This window comes from Vibrio sp. C8 (assembly GCF_054051265.1).
In genome coordinates this window covers 1-14,438 of record NZ_JBPAOE010000022.1, presented here as the reverse complement: position 1 = coordinate 14,438, position 14,438 = coordinate 1, and the positions used below count along the sequence as shown (strand labels likewise).

At 44.8% G+C, this 14,438-nt stretch carries 14 protein-coding genes and 1 pseudogene; 14 read left to right on the top strand and 1 reads right to left on the bottom strand.

Features of this window, described 5'->3' with window-relative positions:
* Nucleotides 1-246: 246 nt before the first annotated feature.
* The 10 genes and pseudogenes from rutR to ribB form a co-directional block, all read left to right on the top strand.
* A complete protein-coding gene (gene rutR, locus ACRQQK_RS11380) occupies nucleotides 247-930 on the top strand; it encodes an HTH-type transcriptional regulator RutR (RefSeq protein ID WP_457511494.1) in 684 nt (227 codons plus the stop codon).
* Between the two features lie 364 nt (nucleotides 931-1,294).
* Nucleotides 1,295-2,386, top strand: a complete 1,092-nt coding sequence (rutA, locus tag ACRQQK_RS11375; RefSeq protein WP_457511492.1) for a pyrimidine utilization protein A — start codon at nucleotides 1,295-1,297, stop codon at nucleotides 2,384-2,386.
* Nucleotides 2,383-3,111: a pyrimidine utilization protein B gene (rutB, locus tag ACRQQK_RS11370; protein WP_457511490.1), complete on the top strand. Its 729-nt coding sequence runs from the start codon at nucleotides 2,383-2,385 to the stop codon at nucleotides 3,109-3,111. Before rutA ends, rutB begins: the two co-directional genes overlap by 4 nt.
* A 14-nt stretch (nucleotides 3,112-3,125) precedes the next feature.
* Complete coding sequence (gene rutC / locus ACRQQK_RS11365) at nucleotides 3,126-3,515, top strand: pyrimidine utilization protein C (RefSeq protein WP_042481033.1); 390 nt, start codon at nucleotides 3,126-3,128, stop codon at nucleotides 3,513-3,515.
* A 37-nt stretch (nucleotides 3,516-3,552) separates the two neighbouring features.
* A complete protein-coding gene (gene rutD / locus ACRQQK_RS11360) occupies nucleotides 3,553-4,329 on the top strand; it encodes a pyrimidine utilization protein D (protein ID WP_457511487.1) in 777 nt (258 codons plus the stop codon).
* A gap of 12 nt (nucleotides 4,330-4,341) precedes the next feature.
* Nucleotides 4,342-4,932: a malonic semialdehyde reductase gene (locus ACRQQK_RS11355; protein WP_457511485.1), complete on the top strand. Its 591-nt coding sequence runs from the start codon at nucleotides 4,342-4,344 to the stop codon at nucleotides 4,930-4,932.
* The gene (locus ACRQQK_RS11350) at nucleotides 4,925-5,482 is read left to right on the top strand and encodes a flavin reductase (protein WP_457511483.1); all 558 of its coding nucleotides are present in this window, start codon (nucleotides 4,925-4,927) and stop codon (nucleotides 5,480-5,482) included. The genes ACRQQK_RS11355 and ACRQQK_RS11350 overlap by 8 nt, the downstream gene beginning before the upstream one ends.
* A gap of 273 nt (nucleotides 5,483-5,755) precedes the next feature.
* Complete coding sequence (locus tag ACRQQK_RS11345) at nucleotides 5,756-7,237, top strand: NCS1 family nucleobase:cation symporter-1 (protein ID WP_457511481.1); 1,482 nt, start codon at nucleotides 5,756-5,758, stop codon at nucleotides 7,235-7,237.
* Between the two features lie 72 nt (nucleotides 7,238-7,309).
* Complete coding sequence (locus ACRQQK_RS11340) at nucleotides 7,310-8,071, top strand: SDR family NAD(P)-dependent oxidoreductase (RefSeq protein ID WP_188233700.1); 762 nt, start codon at nucleotides 7,310-7,312, stop codon at nucleotides 8,069-8,071.
* A gap of 48 nt (nucleotides 8,072-8,119) precedes the next feature.
* Nucleotides 8,120-8,749: pseudogene (gene ribB, locus ACRQQK_RS11335) on the top strand (3,4-dihydroxy-2-butanone-4-phosphate synthase); the annotation flags it as partial.
* Nucleotides 8,750-8,811: 62 nt separating this feature from the next.
* Here the strand turns inward: ribB and ACRQQK_RS11330 are convergent.
* On the bottom strand, nucleotides 8,812-9,723 hold the full coding sequence (locus ACRQQK_RS11330; RefSeq protein ID WP_457511479.1) for a ZIP family metal transporter: 912 nt from the start codon (nucleotides 9,721-9,723) through the stop codon (nucleotides 8,812-8,814).
* Nucleotides 9,724-9,958: 235 nt separating this feature from the next.
* Between ACRQQK_RS11330 and ACRQQK_RS11325 the strand changes: the two genes are divergently transcribed.
* The 4 genes from ACRQQK_RS11325 to ACRQQK_RS11310 all read left to right on the top strand — a co-directional run bounded on the left by ACRQQK_RS11325 (nucleotide 9,959) and on the right by ACRQQK_RS11310 (nucleotide 14,325).
* On the top strand, nucleotides 9,959-11,014 hold the full coding sequence (locus ACRQQK_RS11325; protein ID WP_457511477.1) for a lactonase family protein: 1,056 nt from the start codon (nucleotides 9,959-9,961) through the stop codon (nucleotides 11,012-11,014).
* 130 nt (nucleotides 11,015-11,144) lie between these two features.
* Nucleotides 11,145-12,062, top strand: a complete 918-nt coding sequence (locus tag ACRQQK_RS11320) for an EamA family transporter (RefSeq protein ID WP_457511475.1) — start codon at nucleotides 11,145-11,147, stop codon at nucleotides 12,060-12,062.
* A gap of 381 nt (nucleotides 12,063-12,443) precedes the next feature.
* Complete coding sequence (locus ACRQQK_RS11315) at nucleotides 12,444-13,496, top strand: FecCD family ABC transporter permease (RefSeq protein ID WP_457511473.1); 1,053 nt, start codon at nucleotides 12,444-12,446, stop codon at nucleotides 13,494-13,496.
* Between the two features lies 1 nt (nucleotide 13,497).
* Nucleotides 13,498-14,325, top strand: a complete 828-nt coding sequence (locus tag ACRQQK_RS11310; RefSeq protein ID WP_457511471.1) for an ABC transporter ATP-binding protein — start codon at nucleotides 13,498-13,500, stop codon at nucleotides 14,323-14,325.
* Nucleotides 14,326-14,438 lie beyond the last annotated feature (113 nt).

The following is a 14,438-nucleotide window of genomic DNA, read 5'->3' as shown; positions in this document are numbered from 1 at the left end:
GTTGCAAGTAACGGCATCCCTTATCGTAAAAGGCTTGGATGGCATATTGATAGGTTTGAATTAAGTCGTTGATGAATTTTCCTTTATTATTTTGGTCATGTTGTATATGAGTTTATTTCACTGTGGCTGATGTAAGATTAATGCCGCGTTTTAACGTTTATTCGTTACATATCAAAAACACATTTTGATTCGAAGATGCTAGTATGGCTCTCATTGAGCAGTATTGAGAAGGTGTCAGGAAGACGTATGGCTAAAGCAGGCATATCGCTAAAAGGAACGACAGTAAGTACGTTAAAGAAGAGTCGCACTGCCATAGAACCCGGTGTTCGTAGGCGGAAGAAGTCTGACGATAAAAGACAGTTTATTCTGGAAACGGCTCTCTCTGTGTTCTCGCAGTATGGCTTTCACGGAACAACGATTGAACAAATCGCCAACAGTGCTGAAATCTCTAAAACCAATCTGTTTTACTACTTCAAAAGTAAAGAAGAGCTTTACTTAACCATCTTGGAAAATATCCTTAACGACTGGCTTGCACCGATTGCAGGCTTTGACGAAGTGGATGATCCGAAAACCGCGATAGAAAACTATATCCGCCTTAAGTTGGAACTCTCTAGAGACCAGCCGCAAGCTTCGCGTCTGTTCTGTTTAGAGATCATTCAAGGCGCTCCGATTCTTAAAAGCTACTTAAATGGTGATTTGAAAAACATCATTGAGGAGAAATCTAAAGTCATAGAACGTTGGATAAGCCAAGGTAAGATTAAGCCTGTCGATCCAACACAATTGATTTTTACTATTTGGTCAACCACACAGCACTATGCGGATTTTAGTGTTCAGGTTAAGGCGATTACAGGTAAAGATCTGACTAATAAGAAATTTTTTGAAGATACTTGCCAGTCCATCCAAAACATTGTCTTTAATGGCATTGCTTAACGCTTGAGTAAGCGCTTTTAATACCTGCTGTTTCAGCTTTGAGAGGTCACCAAAAGGGTGACCTTTTTCTTTCCTTATTCCTTTCCTTTTATCTGTCATTTCACCTGTCATCTGTGCTTATAAATCTACTCGTTTAGCTACAAGTTCTCGTTTGCTTTTGTGCGCGTATTGAGTGTTTTTTATGCACTTGATTAGTGCTTTTGCACCATTCCAGATGTTTCAAAACAGACCATATGGTCTGGTTTTTGAGTGTAAGGTACGTTAACTAATTGTTAATCAAGGTAAATAAATTGTTGGCACAAACTTTGATTTAGATCAATGCGAGGAAGTAAATATATGCATGGTTAAATACAAGGAGTTTTATATGCAGATTGGTGTTTTCGTTCCTATTGGAAATAACGGCTGGTTGATCTCGGAAAATGCACCTCAATACATGCCGACGTTTGATCTGAACAAAGAGATTGTGTTGAGAGCAGAACATTACGGATTAGATTTTGCTCTATCGATGATCAAACTACGCGGTTTTGGTGGAAAAACAGAGTTCTGGGAACACAACCTAGAGTCATTCAGTTTAATGGCGGGCCTTGCTGCGGTAACGTCTAAAATTCAATTGTTCGCGACTTCTGCAACTTTAACCTTGCCGCCAGCGATTGTTGCTCGTATGGCTTCCACCATTGACTCTATTTCTCATGGTCGCTTTGGCGTTAACTTGGTGACAGGTTGGCAAAAACCGGAATACACGCAAATGGGGCTGTGGCCGGGCGATGAGTTCTTCTCTTCTCGATATGATTACCTTTCTGAATATGCACAAGTTCTACGCGATTTATGGGATACCGGATGTTCGGATTTCAAAGGTGACTATTTCACTATGGAAGACTGCCGCGTAAGCCCTAAACCTCAGGAAAAAATGAAGATCATCTGTGCCGGTTCCAGTGATGCGGGTATGGCATTCTCGGCCAAATATGCCGATCACAACTTCATTTTTGGTAAGGGTGTCAACACACCTAAAGCGTTCGCTCCGCAAGCGAGTCGTCTGCTTGAAGCAACCGAAAAAACAGGGCGTGAAGTGAGTTCTTTCGTTCTGTTTATGATCATTGCTGACGAAACAGATGAAGCCGCACGTGCGAAATGGGAACACTACAAAGCAGGGAAAGATGACGCAGCGTTGGAGTGGCTGGGCGTTCAAGCTGCGCAGGATACTACGTCAGGTAGCGATACTAACGTGCGCCAAATGTCGGACCCGACCTCAGCGGTCAATATCAACATGGGGACTTTAGTTGGGTCTTACGAAACCGTTGCCCGTTTATTGGACGAAGTGGATGAAGTGGAAGGCACGGGCGGCGTATTGCTGACTTTCGATGAGTTTGTTGAAGGGGTAACTGCGTTTGGCGAACGAATTCAGCCACTGATGAAAACGCGTCAACACATCTCAGTTCAAGGAGAGTACGCAGCATGATCAAGCAGTCTATTTCTGGCTACTCTCTGAACACAGGTGAATCTGCGCAGGTAATACTCAACACCGAGCCTGAAAAACTTGCCATCAAACCGAGTGAAACCGCTCTGATTGTGGTGGATATGCAGAACGCATATGCAAGCAAAGAAGGCTATTTGGATCTAGCTGGCTTTGATGTTTCTGGTACAGGTTCTGTTATTGAAAACATTAATAAAGCCATTGATGTCTCGCGCAAAGCGGGAATCCAAATAGTATTTCTACAAAACGGTTGGGACAGCAATTACGTTGAAGCGGGTGGTGAAGGCTCTCCAAACTGGCATAAGTCGAATGCTTTGAAAACCATGCGTAAGCAGTCAGAGCTTTCTGGCCGCTTCCTGTCGAAAGGTGGTTGGGATTACGAACTTGTCGACGAAATCAAACCGCAGCAACAAGACTGGATTATTCCCAAAACTCGCTACAGCGGTTTCTTCAATACCAATTTAGACACCATGTTGCGCTCACGCGGCATTCGTAATCTCGTCTTTACCGGCATAGCTACCAACGTCTGCGTTGAATCGACATTACGTGATGGTTTTCATCTTGAATATTTTGGTGTCGCGCTTTCAGATGCCACTCATCAGGCTGGCCCGAGGTCGGCGCAGGATGCCGCGTTACTCAATATCCAAACCTTTTTTGGCTGGGTGACGACAGTGGAAGATTATTCAAACGCTTTGGTAAATGTTGGCTAAATAAGGAGATTACTATGCCTAAACAAACCGTACTTCCTGCAGGAACAGGAAAACCGCTTGCCCCTTATGTGCCTGGTTCTATGGCCGATGGAGTGTTGTATGTTTCCGGAACACTGCCTTTTGACAGTGAAAATAACGTGGTTTTTCCGGGAGATGCAGCAGCGCAAGCTCGTCACGTGCTCAGCACCATTCGCAGTGTTGTTGAAGAAGCTGGCGGCACAATGGATGACGTGACCTTCAACATGATCATGATTAAAAACTGGGCGGACTACGCCGCGATTAACGCTGTGTATGCCGATTTCTTTCCGGGTGAAAAACCGGCTCGCTACTGCATTCAATGTGGCTTAGTGAAAGAAGAAGCGTTGATTGAAATTGCGTCTATTGCACACGTTGGTAAAGCCTGAGTTGCTTTGACTCAACGCTTTGAAAGGTAAGCAGCACATGTATTACGAAGTTCATGACGATGGTCAGGGAAACAAAGAGACGGTGATTCTCTCCTCTGGTTTGGGTGGTTCGCACAGCTATTGGCATCATCAGTTGCCACTGTTGAAAAGTCGCTTTCGAGTGATTGTGTACGACCACTTGGGGACAGGTCAGAGCCAAGGCGATATTCCGCAAGGTTACAGCATCGCGGACATGGCAAAGGAAGTTGTCACGTTGCTGGATCATACAGATAGCGAACGCGTTCATTTCATTGGTCATGCGCTCGGTGGTTTAGTGGGGTTACAACTGGCGGCTGAGTTTTCGAGCAGAATATCAAGTTTGTTGCTGATTAACGCTTGGGATAAAACCGACGAACACACCAAGCTGTGCTTTGAAATCAGAAAGTCGCTGCTGCGAAATTCGGGTATAGAGATGTTTTTCAAAGCGCAACCACTGTTTTTGTATCCTGCGGAATGGATGAAAAACAATGCTGATTTGTTGAAGAAAGAAGCTGATAAGGTTCTTTCTTCGCCTTTCAATGAAAGCGACTTACTAAGGAGAATCGCGGCGGTGGAAAATTTCGATATCTCTGAAAACATCGATTCGATTCGTTGTGTGACAGGGGTTATCGCAAGCTGTGATGATTTACTGGTGCCATATTCCTGCTCAGAAACGTTACATAAAAAACTCAGCCACTCTTCGTTTTATTTATTAGAGAAAGGGGGACACGCCTGTAATGTCTCCGACCCTGCGACGTTTAATAAAACGATGCTTGATTTTTATAACGAGATTTAAGGAGAAATCCGAATGAACGAGACGATGGATTCGTCAGCGTTAAAGCAACTGTTTACAGAAGCGAGAACGCACAACGGTTGGTTGGATAAGAAAGTCAGCCAAGCGCAGATTGAACAGTTGTATCAACTGACCAGCTTAGGGCCGACGTCGGCAAACTGCTCTCCTGCGCGCTTTGTTTTTATTAGCTCTGAAGAAGGAAAGCAGCGTTTAGCTCCGACACTGTCGAGCGGTAATTTAGAAAAGACCATGACCGCACCCGTGACGGTATTAGTGGCTTATGACCGCAAGTTTTACGACGCCTTACCAACACTTTTCCCTCATGGTGATGCGAAAAGCTGGTTTACCTCAAGCGAGGCGCTGGCGTCTGAAACTGCGATGAGAAACAGCTCTATGCAGGCGGCTTATATGATTATGGCAGCGAGGGCTATGGGACTCGATACGGGGCCACTTTCGGGGTTTGATGCAGCAGCGGTCGATGAAGCGTTTTTTTCAGGTACAAGCTGGAGCGTCAATTTAATCATCAATATCGGCTATGGAGACGCTTCTAAGTTGTATGATCGTCTACCTCGCTTACCGTTAGAAGAGGCGTGTTTGTATGTCTAATTTAGCTCTCAATATTCCTTTTGCTTTGGCAAAAGAAAATGAACTCAACTTTACCCCGTTTACTGACACCGACGATAAAGGCGTAAAGCTGTACCGAGATGGAATGTCTGGGCTTGGTGCGTCAGTCAATGTCATCACGACTATGGTTGACGGCGCTCCGGTTGGATTTACTGCTACAGCGGTAACCAGTGTGACCGATGCACCGCCAACACTGTTGGTGTGCTTAAACCGCTCGTCATCGGTTTTCGCTTTGTTTGATGAGGCAGAGTTTCTGTGTGTAAACACATTGGCAGCAGGGCAGGAAACGGTATCGGGTGTGTTTGCCAGCAAACTCAATCAAGCAGAACGTTTCGATTCGGTGGAATGGCAACAGTTTGTCACAGGTTCGCCAGCGTTAAATGCTGCTTCAACAGTCTTTGATTGCCGTATTTCATCCCGTACATCGGTAGGAACTCACGATGTGTTTTTCTGTGAAGTTCTTGGTATTGGCCAAACTGAACAAGCGTCAAATTTGGTCTATTTCAATCGCCAGTATCACAGTCTTGTTTAACAGGCTTACTTATATAAACGACTTAGGGAAGGAGTTTCGCAATGACGATTTCTATGGATACGTATTACCTATACGGTTTTTGTTTTAACAATCAATAAATGCATTAGTTATCAAAGGGCAATAGTTCTCACAAGACAAAATAGTTATCAACTTCACGTTTCATGTTTTCCAGAATTAAACGAGTGGTTTAGTGATTCATTTGATTTATTTGGATAGGTAGCAACATAAAGCCGAAGGGAAATAATCAATCTCAATTAGGAAGAGGGGATTCAAATGAAAACGGAAATAAAGCAAGTGGGGGATTTCTACGAATTAGAAGTCGGTGAAGACCTCATCTCTAGCAAAAATTTCAACAGTGATTTAGCACCAACCAAGATCAAAGAGCGAACGTGGAACAAGTTCAACATCGCGGCTTTGTGGGTCGGTATTTCCATTTGTGTGCCGACGTATACTCTGGGCGGCATATTAACAAACTACTTTGGTTTATCGGTGGTTGAGGCACTACTCACCATTCTTATTGCCAACATCATCGTTTTGGTGCCTCTAACACTGAACGCCTTCGCAGGAACGAAATATGGTTTGCCATTCCCTGTCGTACTTCGTTCTTCGTTCGGTATTATGGGCTCAAACGTTCCATGTGTGATTCGCGGTTTTGTCGCTTGTGGTTGGTTTGGTATTCAAACCATGTTTGGCGGTTTAGCTATTCACCTGTTCCTATCAGAAGTTTCATCAGGATGGGCTTCTTTAGGTGGCGTGGGTGAAGTGATTGGCTTCTTTATCTTCTGGGCGCTGAATATTGGTGTTGTACTTAAAGGTGCAAACTCAATCAAGTGGCTGGAAACATTGTCAGCACCGTTATTGTTGATTGTGTCGCTTGGTCTGCTGTTCTGGGCGAGTGATAAAGTGTCCTACACGGAACTGCTTTCGACGCCAGCCAATCGTCCTGAAGGTGAAGGCTTTGCTAAGTACTTTATGTCTGGTTTAACCGCAATGGTCGGCTTTTGGGCAACATTGTCACTCAACATTCCAGATTTCAGCCGTTATGCAAAATCGCAAAAAGATCAGATAGTAGGCCAAATCATGGGGCTTCCGCTTACCATGTTCTTGTTTGCTTCACTTGGTGTGGTCATGACAGCCGCTTCTGAAACCATGTTTGGTCAAACCATCTCAGATCCAATCACTCTTATCGGTCAGATTGACAGCCCATTTTTAGTGGCTGTTGCAATGGTGATGATTGTGATTGCTACGCTATCGACCAATACTGCCGCGAACATTGTGTCTCCGACTAACGACTTCCAAAACATTTCACCGCAGCATATTGACCACACCAGAGGTGTACTGCTTACGGGTGCAATCGGTATTTTGTTGATGGGATGGGAGCTATTGAAAAAAGTCGGCTTGGTCGAATCAGATCTGAGCGTAGAAGCCTATATTTCTAACTGGCTATTGGGTTACTCAAGCCTGCTTGGTCCGATTGCTGGCATCATGATTGTGGATTATTTCCTAATCAAGAAGCAGAAATTGGATGTACTTGCGCTCTATAAGGAAGATGCGTATCCGGCATTTAACTGGGCTGGTTTTATCGCGTTGTTGGTACCAGTCTCCTTTACAATGATGGCGATTTTCTTCAACGTAATGACGTGGTTCTATGACTATGGCTGGTTTACAGGTGCTTTCAGTGGTGCCATTTTGTACTACGTTATTTGTAAGTTCACACCTCAGTTGGTGATGAAAGCGGAGCTGGAAAAAGCGTAAACCGTTGTTTGAAGGGTATGGGGGCATTCCCTATACCCTTAATTGACTCAAGATTTAAGGGATAAAATTGATATGGGTAAAGTGGTATTTATAACTGGAGCAACATCGGGTTTTGGACGAGCAGCCGCGCGGAAATTTGCCTCTGAGGGCTGGGCGTTAGTCATCACAGGCAGACGAGAAGAGCGTTTGCAAGAGCTGGCGGCAGAGTTGTCTGAAACCGTTCCAGTACATTACCAAACACTCGATGTACGTAGTAAAGAAGAAGTGGACGCTCTGGTTAAGTCGTTGCCCGAATCTTTCAAACAAGTAACCTGCTTGGTGAATAATGCGGGTCTTGCTTTATCTCCAAACCCTGCACAAACCGTCGATATTCAAGACTGGCACACCATGATTGATACCAACATCACAGGGCTAGTCAATGTGACTCATGCGCTTCTTCCCACATTGATTGAAGTGGGCAAAGGCGCGTCGATTATTAACGTGGGTTCTATTGCAGGTCAGTGGCCTTATCCGGGGAGCCACGTTTACGGAGCAAGCAAAGCTTTTGTGAAACAGTTCAGCTATAACCTGCGTTGCGATCTTCTAGGCACAGGTGTACGAGTGACAGACTTGGCTCCGGGAATTGCGGAAACAGAGTTTACTCTGGTCAGAACCAAAGGCGATCAAGCAGCGTCTGATGCGCTTTATGCAGGCACTCAAGCGTTAACCGCCGAAGATATCGCAGACACTATGTTCTATCTAGCGACACTTCCTGCACATATGTGTGTAAACCGCTTGGAAGTGATGCCAACGGCACAGGCTTGGAATCCTTTCGCTATTCACAGAGAAAGTTGATTTTCCATTTACGAACTCATATCAACGTATTTTTAAAAGGAATTAAAAATGGAATTGAGTGCAATTGAAGCGATCATCGAAGACATTCGTCAAGGAAAAATGGTGATCTTAATGGACGATGAAAACCGAGAAAATGAGGGCGATATTATTGTCGCTGCTGAGAAGATAACGCCCGAAATTGTTAACTTTATGGTTACTGAAGCTCGTGGTCTGTTATGTCTGACGATTACTGAACAGATGGCGCAGCAGCTAGAATTACCTCTGATGGTGAAAAACAATACCGAGCAGTTTGGCACCAATTTTACGGTTTCAATTGAAGCCGCAAAAGGCGTGACAACGGGTATTTCAGTACACGATAGAGCGGTTACGATCCAGACCGCTATCTCTCCAAAAGCAACGCCCAAAGATGTGGTTTCTCCGGGGCATATTTTTCCAGTTGTCGCGCGCGAAGGTGGGGTATTAGTACGTCCCGGTCACACCGAAGCAGGGTGTGATTTGGCAAGACTGGCTGGTTTGGCACCATCTTGCGCGATCATCGAAGTATTGAACACAGACGGAACCATGGCTCGCCGACCAGACTTAGAAGTCTTCGCCAAAAAGCACAAGATCAAACTAGGGACTATCGCTGATCTCATCGCTTACCGACTAAAACAAGAAACACCGCAGGAGCTTGTTGCTTAGCGTTAACTAATTGGAAGGATTAGGAACCACGGTGTTGTGATTCCTAAATAAAACATTGCTCAACCTAGAGTGGTATCTAATACCATCATCAAAGCAAAACCTATCATCAAACCAATCGTAGCTAACGTTTGATGACCGTTGCGGTGGGTGTCTGGAATTACTTCGTGTGAAACCACGAACAACATTGCACCGCCAGCTAAGCCGAGCCCGATAGGGTAAGCAATCATTAATCCTCCAGCTAAACTCACACCGAGCAAAGCGCCGATCGGTTCCAGTAAGCCAGTCAGTGCGGCGACTAAAACTGATAATCTTGCATTGAATCCTGCGGCTCTCAGAGTCACAGCCACGGCTAAACCCTCGGGAATGTCTTGTAGAGCAATGGCGGTGGTCAGTGGAATACCTACAGAAAGGTCGCCTTGCGCATACCCGACACCAATCGCCATTCCTTCAGGAAAGTTGTGCAGTGCTATGGCAAACACAAATAGCCAAGCGCGACTGCATCTGTCGTGCCCTGGACCACAAGGTCCGGTTTCCAAATGTTCATGAGGTGTGAAAGCATCCAAACCGAGCATCAGGGCAACACCGATAGCCATGCCGAGGATAACGATCATGCCACCAAGAAATCCGTTAGCAAAAAACGCTGTGCCTGCTTCTATGCCGGGTAATAAAAGTGAGAAAGCAGAAGCGGCGAGCATCATGCCTGCGGCAAAGCCAAGCATGCAGTCAGAAAGCTTTTGCGGAATATCTCGAATGAACAGGGCAGGTAAGGTGCCAGATGCAGTGGCGAGAAAAGCAATACCACCACCAACCAGTGCATATTGCGCGTTTAGTTGTCTTTCACCAGTTAAGGCGTGAAAAAGGAAAAAGGCGATTAAAAGCAAAGAGACAATCAATCCACCCGCCATAATTGGGTGCTGGTTTGAGTGTCCTCTTAACACTTCAACCCATGACTGTTCTTGAGTGTGGTTCATAGAGTCAATCCTAGAGATTATTTATAGAAATATACGGTTGTTTCCTGCTCACATGTACCTTTACCCAATGTCGTAAATCTACCGAGAATGGCAAATTTCGACTCTATCCTTCTTTTTTAACTGGGATATAGTTTTAACTGGGATATAGTGGTAACCCATACGGTTTACGTTGCTTCCATAAATCGAGTAGTCTGGGTTTATCTTCTTATTATTTAACGCTTAATTAGGGCTAATAATGACACAGTTTGTTTATTTGTCTAACGCATTATCAGGGACAATTTCTCGCTATAAACTTCATCAGGGCGAGCTTACATTGCTAGGAGAAACAGAAGTAGGTTACATGGTAATGCCAATGGCGGTAAGCCCTTGTCAGAATTACCTTTATGCGGCCATTCATAACGAGCCGTTTCACTTAAAACAGTTGAGAATAGATCCGCAGACGGGCGATCTGACTCTTGAAGGTGAAACGCCAGTTAATGAGGGGCTTGTAAGTTTAACTACCGACAGAAACAACCAGTGGTTGTTAGCATCGTCGTTCGATCAACATAATGTTGTCGCCAAACCTATGACTGAAACTGGGCACTTTACCGATAAAACGGTAACGATTCAGCACAGCAGTGCTTGTCATACTTGTCTCTTCAGTCCTGATGATAAATGGATGGTAGCGACAGAATTCGGAGTAGACAAAATACTTGTTTACCCGCGACCAAACTCACAGGGAACGGTTGATAAGCCTGTAGCGAGTTATCAGTTTGCAAAGGACGCTGGCCCAAGACACATTGCGTTTTCGCCATGTGGAGCATTCCTTTATGTAGTGACGGAAATGGACGCGACAGTGGTGACGTTAACATTTGATTCTGAAACAGGCCAGTTGGCATTCGTTGCCGAATCACCAGCGATACCAAGAGAAGCGTTAGGGTTGGAACGAGGCCTTCCGCCAGCACAAAAAGTGGCCAATGATGTACCAAGAGTTTGGGCTGCTGATATTCAGATCACTCGGAATGGTCGGTTCATTTATGTGTCAGAACGGACATTAAGTGTTGTTACATGTCTTGAAGTTGATAAAGAAACGCATATTCCTTATTACCGACATCACCATCAGGTTGAGAAGCAACCGCGTAGTTTTATCATCTCACCGGATGATCAATACATTTTAGCCAGTGGTGAATTGGCTGCTGAACTAGGCGCTTACTCTATCGATGCAAATACTGGGCAATTATCCAAAGTATCCGCAGCGCCATGTGGTAAGGGTGCTGGCTGGGTTTCAATGACGGATTATCGCTTGTCTTAGCTCACACTTTGAGGCACTCTGCTGTTTCAATTTGGTTAAAATTTGTTTATGCATATGTACTGAAATCGTCTATGTGAAGTGCCGATAGAATGTATCAAGGATGCGTAGAGTAGCGTTTTAAGGATATTGGATGTCGGTACGTGATCGGTTTTTAGCTCTTGCCATTGTTTTGGTGTGGGGTGTTAACTTTGTGGTTATCAAAGTGGGCTTGCAAGGGATGCCGCCTCTTCTATTAGCTGGGTTACGTTTTGCGTTTGTCGCTTTGCCAGCCATTTTCTTTATTAAGCGACCTCAAGTGCCTTTGAAGTGGCTGGTTGCTTACGGCTTAACCATCAACTTTCTACAGTTCTCGTTGCTTTTCTGGGCATTGAAAGTAGGTATGGCGGCAGGTCTAGCCTCTCTGCTTTTGCAGGCGCAAGCGTTTATTACTCTGGGCTTTGGCGTTTTGCTGTTGAAAGAGAAACTACGCATTCACAATATGATAGCGGTGTCTGTTGCTGGTGCGGGGATATACCTTCTCGCGGCAGCTCAGGGGCATGATTCAACGTCATTAACCTTATTCACCTTGGTTTTAATTATCGGTGCTGCGGCCTTTTGGGCTCTAGGTAATATCGTGAATAAAGTCATCATGCAACGTTATCCGGTTCCTACTATGTCGCTCATCGTATGGAGCGCGCTGGTTCCAATGGTTTCATTCTTCATTTCCTCGTATGTGATAGAAGGGTCAGAGCTTATTGTTGAATCACTGGTCAATATCGAATGGCATAACGTTTTTTCCATTGTTTACTTGTCTCTACTGGCGACAATTCTGGGTTACGGCGGCTGGAGCTACTTACTTAGCCGTTATGAAACTTCAATGGTCGCTCCGCTTTCGTTGTTAGTACCAGTGTTTGGTTTGCTAAGCGCATGGATACTGCTTGGCGAAAGCTTAAGTATGTATCAAATCATCGGCGTGATAGTGATCGCAATGGGCCTAGTGATCAACGTGTTTGGTAAGAACTGGTTTGGTGTGAAAAGGGTAGCTAAAGCGCCAGCGCTTGATAAGTAAGAGCGGGCAAATAGTTTCAAAAGCGAGAGCCGTTCAACGGCTCTCCGCGTTTAATAGCAAATGTCAGATTCAATCGGCTCATAAGGATGTTTGCCTTCCACTTTGCCAGCGAGCGTGTTTGCTACTCGCAGAACCATCTCAATACGATTAAAGCTCTCTATCAAGAAAGTCGGCTTATGGTACTTGGCTATTACCAGTACTCGAGCTTGTGCTACTTATTTTTTCAATTGCAAATAGAACTATAAATACTAGCAATTATCATTTACATGGTGTTACCATCTGACCTTAAAAATTAACTCGGATCTTGTACGTTAATGACGGTGAAAGCCAATATTAATAAGGTCTGGAGATTAAGCGATATTCTAAGTTTGGTGAGTTGAGATGCTATCGGATGTAGTACAGCAGGCCGTAGAGGCGCAGCGAAAAAGCGAAAAGCGTCGCGGAATGATATTAACCAGTTTTGGCGCATTACTCGCCGCTTCTTTTGTTCTCGATATTATGACCGGCCCTTCAATGATTGATGCCAGCTCGGTTATTTATGCTCTACTTGAGTGGGTTGGATTACCATTTCAAGTGGATGCCTCAACGCAAGTCATTGTCAGTAATCTACGCTTACCTATCGCCCTGATGGCCATTTTTGTTGGCGGATCGTTAGGTATGGGTGGTGCGGAAATGCAAACCTTGTTGAACAACTCCATGGCAAGCCCATACACTTTAGGTATGGCTGCGGCTGCGGGGTTTGGCGCTGCATTAATGCTCTACACTGGCTCACTGGGTATTGATAGCAACTTAGCTGTACCTATCGGTGCGTTTGCATTCTGTATGCTTTCGGCGTGTTTTCTATTTGCACTGGCTTCTGTTCGGCATATTGGTTCGGGGCAGCTAATCCTTGCGGGTATCGCGTTACTGTTTTTGTTCCAATCTTTACTATCACTGGTGCAGTTCGTTTCTTCACCTGAATTAAGCCAACAGATTCTTTTTTGGTTATTCGGAAGTCTTTCAAAAGCCACGTGGACAAACTTGGCCATTACGGCAACGGTAGTGATGGTGAGCCTGTTCTTGTTACTGCAAGATTCATGGAAGTTGACTGCATTGAAACTTGGCGAAGAGCGTGCAAAAAGCCTTGGCGTCAACATCGTAAAGCTGCGTTTGAAAACCTTGCTGATTGTCGCTGTGATGACAGCAACAGTGACCAGTTTCGTTGGAATCATTGGTTTCATCGGCATTGTTTCACCTAATATCGCTAAAATTCTGGTTGGTGAAGATCAGCGTTTCTTCTTGCCGCTTTCATTCTTAATCGGTGCATTTTTGCTGTCGACTGCTTCTGTTCTATCAAAAGTGATCGTACCGGGGGCATTGTTTCCAATCGGCATCGTAACTGCCATCATTGGTGTGCCTTTCTTCTTCTGGCTCATCATTGCGAAGAGAAGATAATATGTTTGAAGTAAACCATTTATCGCAACCCCACGATTTAGTACTAAAAAGCAATCTCTTGCAGGTCAACAACCTCAATGTACGATTAGGCGACTTGGTCCTAGCAAGAGACATCAGCTTTACACTGCAACCGGGGCAGGTGAACGTTATTCTTGGTCCAAATGGTACGGGTAAAAGTACTTTGTTGAAGACTTTGTTCGGTGATATCAAAACCGTAAGCGGAGCGATTCAGTATGGTAAGAATGTTCTATCTAGCAAGTCGCTGATTGAGTGGCGAACTAAGTTTGGTTACATGCCGCAAGACATTCATCTCGATGTCAATATGACGGTAATCGAAGTGGTGTTGTTAGGTAGACTTGATGCGCTGAGTATGCGAATTGAAACTAAAATGCTGGAAGAAGCATTAAGCATTCTCAAGAGCATTGGTTTGGAACATCTTGCCAGTCGTGACGTAAGAACTCTCAGTGGTGGTCAGTGTCAGATGATTCTGTTCGCACAAGCACTGATGCGTTGTCCTGAGATTTTGATGCTGGATGAGCCAGTTAGTGCATTAGACCTACACTACCAACACGTATTGTTAAACCATTTGGTCACTCAAACCAAAGCTCGAAATTACACTACGTTAATGGTTCTGCATGACCTCAATTTAGCGGCACAATACGCTGATAACCTTCTGATATTAAAGCAGGGAGAGTTGAGAGCCTTTGGAAGTCCGAAGGCACTGTTAACCAGCGAACTGATTCAAGAGCTGTATCATGTGGAAGCGGATGTTCTTACCGATGACAACGGAACGCCTTTCGTCCGTACTCGCCGACCTAGTGCTGCGTAACACAAAGTATTCACTTCTATGTTTCTGATATGAGTGTGACCCGTCCTGATATGGGTTGACACATTTTAGTTAAAACGCTCGGTGTACTTCATCGGGCGTTTTGTATTTTAAGG

Excerpts from the sequence above, each read along its gene's own strand:
- rutR (WP_457511494.1), top strand. The coding sequence starts at position 247 with ATGGCTAAAGCAGGCATATCGCTAAAAGGAACGACAGTAAGTACGTTA.
- rutA (WP_457511492.1), top strand. The coding sequence starts at position 1,295 with ATGCAGATTGGTGTTTTCGTTCCTATTGGAAATAACGGCTGGTTGATC.
- rutB (WP_457511490.1), top strand. The coding sequence starts at position 2,383 with ATGATCAAGCAGTCTATTTCTGGCTACTCTCTGAACACAGGTGAATCT.
- rutC (WP_042481033.1), top strand. The coding sequence starts at position 3,126 with ATGCCTAAACAAACCGTACTTCCTGCAGGAACAGGAAAACCGCTTGCC.
- rutD (WP_457511487.1), top strand. The coding sequence starts at position 3,553 with ATGTATTACGAAGTTCATGACGATGGTCAGGGAAACAAAGAGACGGTG.
- ACRQQK_RS11355 (WP_457511485.1), top strand. The coding sequence starts at position 4,342 with ATGAACGAGACGATGGATTCGTCAGCGTTAAAGCAACTGTTTACAGAA.
- ACRQQK_RS11350 (WP_457511483.1), top strand. The coding sequence starts at position 4,925 with ATGTCTAATTTAGCTCTCAATATTCCTTTTGCTTTGGCAAAAGAAAAT.
- ACRQQK_RS11345 (WP_457511481.1), top strand. The coding sequence starts at position 5,756 with ATGAAAACGGAAATAAAGCAAGTGGGGGATTTCTACGAATTAGAAGTC.
- ACRQQK_RS11340 (WP_188233700.1), top strand. The coding sequence starts at position 7,310 with ATGGGTAAAGTGGTATTTATAACTGGAGCAACATCGGGTTTTGGACGA.
- ACRQQK_RS11330 (WP_457511479.1), bottom strand. The coding sequence starts at position 9,723 with ATGAACCACACTCAAGAACAGTCATGGGTTGAAGTGTTAAGAGGACAC.
- ACRQQK_RS11325 (WP_457511477.1), top strand. The coding sequence starts at position 9,959 with ATGACACAGTTTGTTTATTTGTCTAACGCATTATCAGGGACAATTTCT.
- ACRQQK_RS11320 (WP_457511475.1), top strand. The coding sequence starts at position 11,145 with ATGTCGGTACGTGATCGGTTTTTAGCTCTTGCCATTGTTTTGGTGTGG.
- ACRQQK_RS11315 (WP_457511473.1), top strand. The coding sequence starts at position 12,444 with ATGCTATCGGATGTAGTACAGCAGGCCGTAGAGGCGCAGCGAAAAAGC.
- ACRQQK_RS11310 (WP_457511471.1), top strand. The coding sequence starts at position 13,498 with ATGTTTGAAGTAAACCATTTATCGCAACCCCACGATTTAGTACTAAAA.